The sequence below is a fragment of the Romboutsia sp. genome, from assembly GCF_035470145.1.
Taxonomy (GTDB): Bacteria; Bacillota; Clostridia; order Peptostreptococcales; family Peptostreptococcaceae; genus Romboutsia_D.
This window is the reverse complement of the sequence record NZ_DATIRC010000318.1, coordinates 1-11,563: the sequence shown is the minus strand read 5'-3', so window position 1 is coordinate 11,563 and position 11,563 is coordinate 1. Positions and strand designations below refer to the sequence as shown.

Here is an 11,563-nt window from a genome sequence, read left to right as displayed (position 1 = left end):
TCAACAATCCATTTGCGGAAGCTTTAGCAAAACTTAAAAAATAAATTGAAAGCTCTTTAGTGTAAATTATAATTTACACTAAAGAGCTTTCAATTTATTTTTTAAGTTTTGCTAAAGCTTCCGCAAATGGATTGTTGAATACTTCTTCAGTTTTATTTTGATTTTTCAAGAATTTATTTATATCTTTTTTAGATGCTTTATTTTTTTCTTCTGCTTTTCTTTTATTAAATGAACTTAATTTCTCTCTATGTCCACAGCTACATACAAATGTTTTTCCTTCGCCTTCTCCACGAAGTTCTAATTTTTTATGGCATACCGGACATCTTGAATTTGTTACCTGTGACACAGTTTTTCTTGTGTTACATTCTCTATCTTCACAAACTAACATCTTTCCTTTTTTCCCATTTACTTCAAGCATGAACTTTCCACACTCTGGGCATCTATTTTTAGTTAAATTATCATGTTTGAATTTAGAGTCGCTATTTTTTATTTCTTTAACTACATCTTTTGAGTAATTTTTCATATCGTTTATAAAATTATTTTTATTTAGCTTTCCTTTTGATATATCTAATAGTTTAGCTTCCCAAGATGATGTTAATTCTGGTGTTTTTAATTCACTTGGAACTAATTCTAATAATTGCTTTCCTTTTGAAGTTATATATATATCTTTTCCTTTTTTCTCTATTAAAAAAGAGTTAAATAATTTTTCTATTATATCTGCTCTTGTTGCAACTGTTCCTAGTCCATTTTTCTCCATTGCTGTAAGTAGTGTTCCTTCATTTAAGTAACCTGGAGGGTTTGTTTTTCCAGTAGTTTTACTTAATTTAACTACATTTAAAACTTCACCTTCTTTAAGTGTTGGTATACTATCATAACTTTCTTCATCATCACTATCTTTATAAGTTTCTCTCCAACCTAAGCTTATTATTTTATTTCCTTTGGCACTAAAATCTACTCCACATACTTCTCCACTTATTGAAGTTTGCTCATATTCAAATGGAGGACATAATACTGCTAAAAATCTTTTTACAACAAGGTCATAAATTTTTCTTTCTTTATCACTTAAGTCACCTAAAAATACTTTTTCTTCTGTTGGTATAATAGCGTGATGATCGCTCACTTTTGAGTTATCTACAAATGATTTATTTGAGTTTATCTTTGATTTTAATAACTTTGTGCATACTCTAGAATAATCACTTACATTAACCGCTCTTACTCTATCCGCTAAAGTTTCTACTATGTCATCAGTTAAGTATCTTGAATCTGTTCTTGGGTAAGTAAGTATTTTGTGGTGTTCGTATAGCTTTTGCATTATAGATAAAGTTTCTTTTGCTGAGTATCCAAATATTTTATTTGCATCTCTTTGCAGTTCTGTTAAATCATATAATGCAGGTGAATATTTTTTCTTATGTGATTTATTAACTTTAACTATTTTTATATCATTATTTTTTATTTTATTTATTGTATTATCTATTTTTTCTTCGTTGAAACTGCTGGTTGCATTATTTTTATCTTGCCATGTAAATTTAAGCTCAGAGTTTCCTTTGCTTGCTACTAAACTTATACCGTAGTAATTCTTAGGTTTAAATTCCATTATTTCTTTTTCTCTTTTAAGTATCATTGCTATAGTTGGTGTTTGAACTCTACCACAAGAAAGTTGTGCATTATGCTTTGTTGTAAGTGCACGTGTTGCATTTATTCCAACTATCCAGTCAGCCTCTGCTCTTGCGATTGCTGAGTGATATAAATTATCGTATTCTTTACCCTCTTTTAATTTAGCAAATCCTTCTTTTATAGCTTTATCTGTACTTGATGATATCCATAGACGCTTTAGTGGCTTTTTAACTTGTGCTTTTTCTATTATCCATCTTGCTACAAGCTCTCCTTCACGTCCTGCATCTGTTGCTATTACTATGTCACTTACGTCATCTCTGTTTATTTGTGCTTTTACTGTATTAAATTGCTTGGAACTTTTTTTGATTACTACTGTTTTTAGGTACTTTGGTAGTATTGGTAAATCATCTATGTTCCAAGACTTGTATTTTTCTCCGTAGCTTTCTGGATCTGCTAGTGTTACTAAGTGTCCGAGTGCCCATGTTACTATATATTTTGGACCTTCTATATATCCATTTTTTTCATTTTTACATCCTAATACTCTAGCTATGTCTCTTCCTACTGAAGGCTTTTCTGCTAGTACTAATATTTTTTTCATGTTATTTCCTTTCTCATTGCTTTTTTATCTATTTATAATATTACCATAGATTTGAAAAGTAACTAAGTGTTATCTAAAAATTAAAATATCCAGTTGACATTTGTCGCAATATTCTATATTATCATTATAAATAATGCTAATAACAAATCAATACCCGATTGAAGCTTTATAGAAGAGTTGTCAAATTTGACACACCGAAGGAGTCACACTCTCAGGTACTTTTATAAAAGTAGGACTGTAAAGCTTAGGGAACTCTGGAGAGACCCATTATGGGCGCCGAAGGGGCAAGGCAATTATGCTCAATCTCTCAGGCAAAAGGACAGGGATTATATACTATACTTAGTACTTTTTTGAGTACCTTTTTATAGTATGTCGTTTATCCAGAGCTAAATCTATACTAGATTTAGCTTTTTTTAATCTACCTGTCAATTAATTCATTTTACTCTATTGATTTATTGGGGCATAAAATTCACTTCGCTCTTTATGTTGAAATATATAAATTTTATATTTTAATAAATCCAAAATTAAGAGCGAAAAATATTAAGGAGTGTATTTTTATGAATTTAATTGATGTTTTAAACCAAGTGAACTCTTTCATATGGGGTCCACCTTTACTTTTACTATTAGTTGGTACTGGTATCTCATTTTCTTTTAAGCTTGGATTTTTACAAATTACTAAGCTTCCTACTGCTCTAAAGTTAATTTTCAAAGCCGAAAACAATGGTAGTGGTGATATTTCTAGCTTCGGTGCTTTATGTACAGCTCTTGCTGCTACTGTTGGTACTGGAAATATAGTTGGTGTTGCTACTGCTATAAAAATTGGAGGTCCTGGTGCACTGTTTTGGATGTGGATTGCAGCATTTTTTGGTATGGCTACTAAATATGCTGAGGGCGTTCTTGCTATAAAATATAGAACTAAAGACAAGAATGGACAAGTATCTGGTGGACCGATGTATTATATAGTAAATGGTATGGGTAATAAATACAAACCTCTTGCAATTTTCTTTGCTATAAGTGGTGTGTTAGTTGCACTTTTAGGTATTGGTACTTTTACTCAAGTTAATTCTATAACTGATTCTATTAATGGAAGTTTTGGAATTGACCCTAGAATAACCGGTATTGTTTTAGCTTTACTTGTTGCTTTAGTTGTATTTGGAGGACTTAAAAATATATCTAAAGTTTCAACTACAGTAGTTCCTTTTATGTCAGCTATTTATATATTAATATGTTTATTAATTCTTATAAGATCATTTGATAAAATACCATCTACTTTTATGTTAATAATAAAAAGTGCTTTTACTCCTACTTCTGCTTTTGGTGGATTTGTAGGTGCTAGTGTTTCTATGGCTATTAGAAATGGTATCGCTCGTGGTGTATTTTCTAATGAATCAGGACTTGGTAGTGCACCTATTGCTGCAGCTGCTGCTAAGACTGAGTGGCCTGCTGAACAAGGTCTTATTTCTATGACTGGTACTTTTATAGATAGTTTAATTATTTGTTCTCTTACTGGTTTTTCACTTATATTATCCGGTGTTTGGCAAGGAGATTTAAATGGTGCTCTTATGACTCAAAGTGCTTTTGAAAGTGTACTTCCTGGTATCGGACCTTTATTTTTAACAGTTAGTTTAAGTTTATTTGCTTTTACTACTATACTAGGGTGGAGTTATTATGGAGAAAGATGTTTTGAGTTTTTATTTGGTACTAAAGGTATAAGTGGTTATAGAATTGTTTTTGTTTTTATGGTACTTCTTGGATCATTTTTGAAATTAGAAATAGTTTGGATAATTGCTGATATTGTAAATGGTCTTATGGCTATTCCTAACTTGATTGCTCTACTTTATCTTATGCCTGTGGTTGCTCGTGAAACTAAAATTTATATGGATTATTTAACATCCAAGCAGGAAGATTATATTTATACAAATCTATAGAATTCTAAAAAAATGAGTGGAAATCCACTCATTTTTATTATGTTATTTTATGTTTTTTATCTATATACTATCTAACTAAAATGAAGTCAAAATACAAGGTTATACTTTATCATTCTTTTGGACTAAAGTAACTAATTTTTAATTGTCCTTTTAACTTATTACTTATTATCTTTTCATTAAAATTAATCCAATAACACTTAAACATATACCAATAATATTGGTTACTGATAACTGTTCTTTAAAAATATATAATCCTAAAAATACTAATATTAAAGTTGAAATGATATTAGAAAAAAGCGGTGCAACATTTATATTCCAACCACTTCTATATGCAATCAAAAATCCTGCTTCTATACCAAACACAGCTATTCCAAGAATATAACTTGGCCAACTTAACTCTCTAAATGAACCCATTATATTTTTACTTGGAAAAATAAAAATTGAAACAATAGAAACAATTAATGCTACTAAATATGTTGCAGTCATAGATACCATAGGATTTATATTTTCATTTATGAGTTTTTGACCTAAATGATAACCTGCAGTGCAAATTATTATTAGAGCCATAGAAAAATAATACATTTCGATTTCCTTTCTAAGATAATTTTTATGATACTATCCAATCAATTTCATTTTGATTTAATATATCATTCCATTCATTTGGTGCTTCTTTATCAGAAACAATAACATTAACTTCATTAAGTTCTGCTATTTTATAAAAGTTTCTTACTCCTACTTTAGAATGGTCTGCAACTACTATAACTTCCTTTGAATTTTCCATTATCTTATTTGATAAATTGGCTTCGTTTACGTTATAACCCGTTAATCCATTTTGTAAACTCATTCCTCCAACTGCTATAAATGCCTTATCTACATAAAAGTTTTTTAAGATATTTTCACTTATCGGCCCAAAACTAGATAATTGGTTAGTATCTATTTCTCCCCCTAAAAATATTACATTCCCATCAAACATTCCCTTATTTTTTAAATCTATAATAATATTAAGACCTGCTACATTATTGAGCAATACTGTAATATTTTTTTTGTCTCTTAAATAGTAAAGTATTTCACAAGTAGTAGTCCCAGCATCTATAGCTATTACATCATTATCCTTAACTATACTTGCTGCTTTACGTCCTATTTTTTGTTTTTCTTCTCTATACACACTTTCTCTATTTATATGAGAGGGTTCTTGTCTATCAAAAGAAATTTTTATTGCTCCACCATGTATTCTTTTTAATTTATGTTCCGCTTCTAGGCAATCTAAATCTCTTCTAATCGTTTCCGTAGTAACTTCAAATTTTTTAGCAAGTTGTGCAACTGATACTTTTCCATAGTTATTTAATTCATTTAATATAAGATTTTTTCTTTCATCTATATGACCACTCATAACAATTCTCCTTACTGCATCGCTTAATTTATTGACATTACCATATAGCCTGTCTATATTTAAAGTGTTGTATATAATCACATGCTTACATTATAACTAATTATATTTTCTAATACAATTAATAATATTTTAATAAATATAAGTAAATGGATAAACGTAGTTACTTGTATTTATCAAGACAGAGAGAAGGTTTTAGATTTCGCTTATCCAGTATTATATAAGTTGTTTGTTATTTTAGTCCTATAAACTTTTCCTTCATCATTTTTTCACTAGGCTCTATACCTAATATTTTGCATATTATTGGGGCTAATATTAATTGACTTACTTCTTCACATGTATTATCAACGAAAGATTCTCCTATTGTCCACATAGGAACATGCCTTTCATCATCTTCTATTCCTCCATGAGTATTGTCTTTATTCATACCATGGTCAGCAGTAACTATGATATGATATCCCTCTTCAATCCATGTTGGAATATGATTTGATAATATAGTGTCAACCTCTATTGCTTTTTTTCTATATTCCTTAGAATCAGAAGAATATAAATGACCAGCTAAATCAATATTCATAGGATGTATTAATAAAAAGTCTGGATCATAAGTTTTTCTTATATATTCAGCATCTAAAAACAAGTGACTATCTGGGTAAACATCATCATAGTAAAACATACCATTTTGTATATTATTGTTAGAATCATTTTGTATTCTATCTTCTATATGATTGAAAGGAGATTTATTATATAGCTCACTTACCCAGTGGTATGCAGCTGCACCTGTCTTTAATCCTGATTTTTTTGCTATACTAAAGATACTTTCTTCTTTAGATCTTCTATTTATATTATTGTTTGTAATACCATGTTCTATTGGATTTGTTCCAGTTAATATAGTCTCATATAAAGGTCTAGACATACTTGGAAGGGCAGATACTACCTTATAAAATTGAGCTTTTTTCATTTCTACAAGATGACTCATAAATCCCATTCTAGACTTAGCAGTTTCATAATTTAATCCATCTAATACTACCAATATAACTTTATTCATTTTAGTCTCCTATCTCTTTATCTACAGTACTTATCTCTAAGTTCTAATACATATTTAACAGATTCTTCAACGCCCTTTAATTGTGCTTTAAGCATACCAATTATATGTTCTTCTGGAGGATAATAATACTCTGATGGTTTTATTATATTTGGATTAAAAGGCGGTTTTTCAATCTTAAATGCACCTTTTCCTAATTCAGATACACCACCTGTACCTTTTTGCCTTTTAAATGTTGAAACATAAGGATAGCACATTTCGATATTTATTCTTGTTAGAGTTGACTCATTAACTAATATTTTAAAACATTCCTCTAAATCTATATTACCTTGTCCTGCTGGAACTCCACATACTCTATGTTGATCTTTATCTTTTATAATAATATGATCCTTAAAATGTGTTGTATATGCATAAGGAGCTAACTTTCTAACTGCATCAACAGGTTCTTCCCATGCCATCATTGAGTTTCCGATATCACAATGTACTCCTACCCATGGGCTGTCAACTTCCTTAATAATTTTAATTACTTCATCTGCAGTTTCTTCTTCATGATTTTCAACAGCCAGCTTTATTCTATATTTTTTAAGAAGTGGAACTATTTCCTTTATATCTTCTGGTGCTCTTTCTAACCTTTCACGCTCATAACCATTAAAACAACAATAAGTTCTAATTACATCTGCACCAATTTTATGTGCAACTTTTATAACCTTTGTCAAATGCTGCGGATCAGTACCTCTTGCATCAATTTCAGCAAATAATCCATGTTTTTGAATTTCTTCTTTTACTTTTTCTAAATGATCTAAATCTGCTCCTCCAAGAGCACCCCATTCTGGATGAAGATATTTATCACCAGGAAATGCTATAATGTTTATCATCACACCATCAAGACCTAATTCAGCAGTCTTTCTTATAAAACCGAATATATCCATTAATCCATTTTGAAAGGCTAAATGATAGCTCTCAGTTTCTAATCCTATTTTCATTTATATTTCTCCTTTTTGTTTATTTTTCAAGAAATATACATTTTTCCTTAGGTACAAATATATTTACTTTTTCTCCTAATTTTATATCTTGTATATCATCGTTTATAACATCTATATTTATAATAAATCCATCTTTTATAACTTCATATCTTATTGTGTTACCAATTACTGAAACATCAGTTACTGTACAATCTTTTAAATTGTATTCTTCATTTGAAATATTATCCTTAGTTATTTGTATAACTTCTGGTCTTATTGCAACTTCTTTCACATTTATATTGCTCTTGAAGTGCTTTTCAAAATCTTCTTTGCTAAAAACATTGTAAGTTCCTATAAACTTTGCCACAAATGAAGTTTTAGGATGATTGTATAGCTCTTGAGGCGAACCTTTTTGTTCTATTCCTCCATTATTCATAAGATAAATTTCATCTGACATAATCATTGCTTCTTCTTGGTCATGTGTTACAAATACACTCGTTATATCTAATTCTCTTTGTATTCTTTTTATCTCAACTTGAAGATTCTTTCTTATTTTTCTATCTAATGCACTAAGTGGTTCATCAAATAATAATATTTTAGGTTCTAATATTATAGAACGAGCTAAAGCAACACGCTGCTGTTGTCCTCCTGATAATTGATGTGGATATGAAGTAGCTTTATTTGAAAGTTCAACTAAAGCTAATGCTTCTTTAACCTTTTTATCTACCGTATTTTTATCCATATTTTTTAACTTTAATCCAAATGCTATATTATCATATACAGTCATATTTGGGAAAAGAACGTATTGCTGAAATACCATTCCTACATCTCTATTTTTTGGTTCTTTATTTGTTATGTCTACTCCATCTACTATAATGGAACCATTATCTATACTCTCAAGACCAGCAATACTTCTAAGAAGTGTACTTTTTCCACTTCCACTTGGACCTAATAATGTTATTAATTTTCCTTTTTCTATATTTAACGAAGTTTTCTTTAATACTTTTAAATCTCCGTAACTTTTTTCAACATCTTTTATAACTAAATAGCTCATTATATTCACCTCAATATTTTTATTTTTGTACTTGTGGTCCTTTACTTAATTTCAGTGCAGCATAAGAAATTACTAGTACAATTGCAAAGTATGTTGTAACTAATGCACTTGAAATATGGCCTGATTCCTTTAACATCTTAAATAACATTATTTGTATTGTCTCATAGTTTCCACCAATAAGAAGGTTAACTAATGTAAATTCACCAAACAATATTGAAAATGATAATAAAACAGAAATCTTTATACCTGGTAAAATATTTGGAACAACTACCTTAGCAAATGCCTTTGTCTTTGTTGCTCCTAACAGTTCACAAGCTTCAACTAATTGTTTTACATTTATATTTCTTAAACTATTTCTAATACCTTGGTACATATATGGAAGTATAAATACTGAATAAGCAAATATAAGTACCCATACAGAAACACCAAGAGTAGACGAATATAATCTTATTAATGCAATTGAAAGTGCTACTCCAGGTATTACATATGGCATTAATACTATAGTTTGTAATATCCTTTCATACTTTGGCAAATACACTGTTACTACAAATAGTGCTAACAATATTGCAATTAAACTTATTATTATTGGTACTACAGCAACAAATAAAGATCGTCCCATTGCGTACCAGAATCTCGTATCACTAAATAAACTTTTATACCATTCTAACGTATACCCTTCCGGTAATACTGTTTTATACCAATCAGTTCCAATAGAGTATATAAAAATTGCTACTAGAGGAAGTAAAAGATATATTGTAAGTAATCCTATAGTTGTCTTATGCAACCACATTTTCTTTTTCATCATGTTATCCTCTCCTAATGTATTTACTCATTTTTTCATTTATCATCATTGTAGTTATTGTAGTTATCCCTAATATTACAGCTAAAGTAGCAGCAAGCTCTGGTTTTGGCATTACATCACCAGTAACAAGTGAACTTATTCTTATAGTTAATAAGTTATAGTTACTTCCTACTAATGCATATGCTGTTCCATATGCACCTATAGCATTTGCAAATAAAATACTAAATGTTCCTACTATACCTGGTAATAAAACAGGAAGTCCAATTTTAGCCCAAAATTGAATTGAGTTAGCTCCCAATAGCACTGCTGATTCTCTCCATTCTTTTCTTATTCCTAAAAAAGATGGATATAAAAGCATTACAGCTAATGGTATTTGGAAATATACATATGTTATTATAAGACCAGTCCAAGAATATAAATTAAAGTTACTAAATGCATCTATACCTAATTTTTTTAGCAATAAGAAAAATATGCCAGAATTTCCAAGCAATAGAATATTTCCTAAAGCTAAAGGTACTCCTGAAAAATTAGAAGTCATGTTTAACATTGTTATAATACGATTTTGTCCTTTTTCTCCAAAATTAGAAATTGAATAAGCAGAAATTAGTGCAACTACGATTCCGACTAAACTAGAAATTAAAGATATATTTATACTGTTTTTTATTGCTACTAAATAAAATGAATTAGTAAGTGCTGTTTTGTAATTTTCTAAAGTAAATCCTCCACCCAAACTACTTTTAAAACTATCTATAATCATTGTAAAACTTGGTATTAATAAGAATAACCCGGTTAATACAACAAAAGGTAAAAGTGATTGAATTATAAATAATGTTGTTTTTTTATTTTTCATTTATACTACCTCTTCCTAAGTTAAGATTATCTAAGATAATAAGAGATATAATCTCTTATTATCTTAGGATTAAATTATTTAACATTAACTAAAACTTGTTCTTGCCATAATTGTCCTATATTTTCAACTGTTTTGCTCCATCCTTCAAAGTCTTTTATCTCTTTAACATTTTTATATTGCTCATTAGGTAATAGCTTTGCTTGAACATCTGCTGGTAATTTGATATCTTCTCTTATAGGTTTTGCATATCCTTTTGCTAAGTTTATTTGTCCTTCATCACTGAATATATAATCACGTGCTAACATTGCAGCATGTGGATGTGGTGCATATTTGTTTATTATAGTTGTATATCCTGTACGAACACTTGCATCTGATGGTATAACAACATTGAATCTACCTTTATCTATTTTATCTCTATAAGCTAAAGAATTGAAATCCCATAGTAATGCAACTTCTACTTCACCATTTTCTATACTTGCTAAATCACTTTTACCAGTAACTAATCTTCCTTGCTTAGCAAGTTCTGCGAAGAAATCAAGACCTGGTTGTATGTTATTTTCATCCCCACCAAAAGCCATAGCAGCTGCTAAAACAGCCATTTGTGATTGAGTACCAGAAGTAACGTCATCAAGACTTACCTTGTAATCTCCTTTTAATATGTCGTGGAAAGACTTTGGAGGATTTTTTACTAATTCTTTGTTTGCCATAATAGACATTGTTCCTGTATAAGCTAACATCCAGTCTCCTTCTTTATCTTTTGCCCAATCAGGTACACTGTCCCAATGTGAAGTCTTATATGGTAATGTTAATCCTCTTTCATCTGCTACAGGACCATAAGACCAGCCCACATCACCTATATCAGCTGTAGGATTATTCTTTTCAGCTTCTATTTTTGCTATTTCTTCAGCACTAGATAAATCTGTATCTGAGTGTTTAAGTCCATATTTTTTATTTAAATCATCCCAAGTACCTTTCCAGTTTGCCCAGCTATCTGGCATACCTATACTTACTACTTGTCCTTCTTCTTTAGCCCCTTTAGTAATTTGTTCAATTGTAATGTTTGGATCGATTACATTTGCTTTGCTTTCAACATCTTTGTTACCACATCCAACTAATGAAGCAGAAACCATAATTGATACCATTATACCTGTTGCAAGTTTTTTGAATTTCATAAAAAATTCCTCCTTAGAATAAGTTTATATTTAAATTTTTATAAAACTTGGCTTTCTATTTCTAAATGTTGTAATTTCTTTAAATCCAATTTCTTTAAGCTCTTTTATTGCTATATCAAAATCTGAACATAAGTCCTCTGCAATATGTGCATCT

General features: G+C 29.6%; 10 protein-coding genes and 1 riboswitch. Of the genes, 1 reads left to right on the top strand and 9 read right to left on the bottom strand.

What is annotated here, in order from left to right:
• Positions 1–94: 94 nt before the first annotated feature.
• Positions 95–2,212: a DNA topoisomerase III gene (locus VLM92_RS12945; RefSeq protein WP_325276751.1), complete on the bottom strand. Its 2,118-nt coding sequence runs from the start codon at positions 2,210–2,212 to the stop codon at positions 95–97.
• 244 nt (positions 2,213–2,456) lie between these two features.
• Positions 2,457–2,545, top strand: a riboswitch (glycine riboswitch).
• A gap of 224 nt (positions 2,546–2,769) precedes the next feature.
• Here VLM92_RS12945 and VLM92_RS12940 point away from each other — a divergent pair.
• Entirely contained in the window at positions 2,770–4,140 is a 1,371-nt protein-coding gene (locus VLM92_RS12940; protein WP_325276750.1) for a sodium:alanine symporter family protein, read from the top strand.
• Between the two features lie 165 nt (positions 4,141–4,305).
• On the opposite strand, the gene VLM92_RS12935 is transcribed toward VLM92_RS12940, so the two are convergent.
• From VLM92_RS12935 to VLM92_RS12900, 8 genes are all read right to left on the bottom strand, one after another.
• Positions 4,306–4,722, bottom strand: coding sequence for an EamA family transporter (locus VLM92_RS12935; RefSeq protein ID WP_325276749.1), 417 nt, complete (start codon positions 4,720–4,722; stop codon positions 4,306–4,308).
• Positions 4,723–4,747: 25 nt separating this feature from the next.
• Complete coding sequence (locus VLM92_RS12930; protein WP_325276748.1) at positions 4,748–5,530, bottom strand: DeoR/GlpR family DNA-binding transcription regulator; 783 nt, start codon at positions 5,528–5,530, stop codon at positions 4,748–4,750.
• Positions 5,531–5,759: 229 nt separating this feature from the next.
• Positions 5,760–6,572 (bottom strand): alkaline phosphatase family protein, encoded by an 813-nt coding sequence (locus VLM92_RS12925; RefSeq protein ID WP_325276747.1) that lies wholly within the window; start codon positions 6,570–6,572, stop codon positions 5,760–5,762.
• 17 nt (positions 6,573–6,589) lie between these two features.
• Positions 6,590–7,552 (bottom strand): sugar phosphate isomerase/epimerase family protein, encoded by a 963-nt coding sequence (locus VLM92_RS12920; RefSeq protein ID WP_325276746.1) that lies wholly within the window; start codon positions 7,550–7,552, stop codon positions 6,590–6,592.
• Between the two features lie 19 nt (positions 7,553–7,571).
• Positions 7,572–8,585 (bottom strand): ABC transporter ATP-binding protein, encoded by a 1,014-nt coding sequence (locus VLM92_RS12915; RefSeq protein WP_325276745.1) that lies wholly within the window; start codon positions 8,583–8,585, stop codon positions 7,572–7,574.
• Positions 8,586–8,604: 19 nt separating this feature from the next.
• Positions 8,605–9,390: an ABC transporter permease gene (locus tag VLM92_RS12910; protein ID WP_325276744.1), complete on the bottom strand. Its 786-nt coding sequence runs from the start codon at positions 9,388–9,390 to the stop codon at positions 8,605–8,607.
• 1 nt (position 9,391) lies between these two features.
• Positions 9,392–10,237: an ABC transporter permease gene (locus tag VLM92_RS12905; protein ID WP_325276743.1), complete on the bottom strand. Its 846-nt coding sequence runs from the start codon at positions 10,235–10,237 to the stop codon at positions 9,392–9,394.
• 74 nt (positions 10,238–10,311) lie between these two features.
• Positions 10,312–11,409 (bottom strand): ABC transporter substrate-binding protein, encoded by a 1,098-nt coding sequence (locus VLM92_RS12900; protein WP_325276742.1) that lies wholly within the window; start codon positions 11,407–11,409, stop codon positions 10,312–10,314.
• Positions 11,410–11,563: the final 154 nt, after the last annotated feature.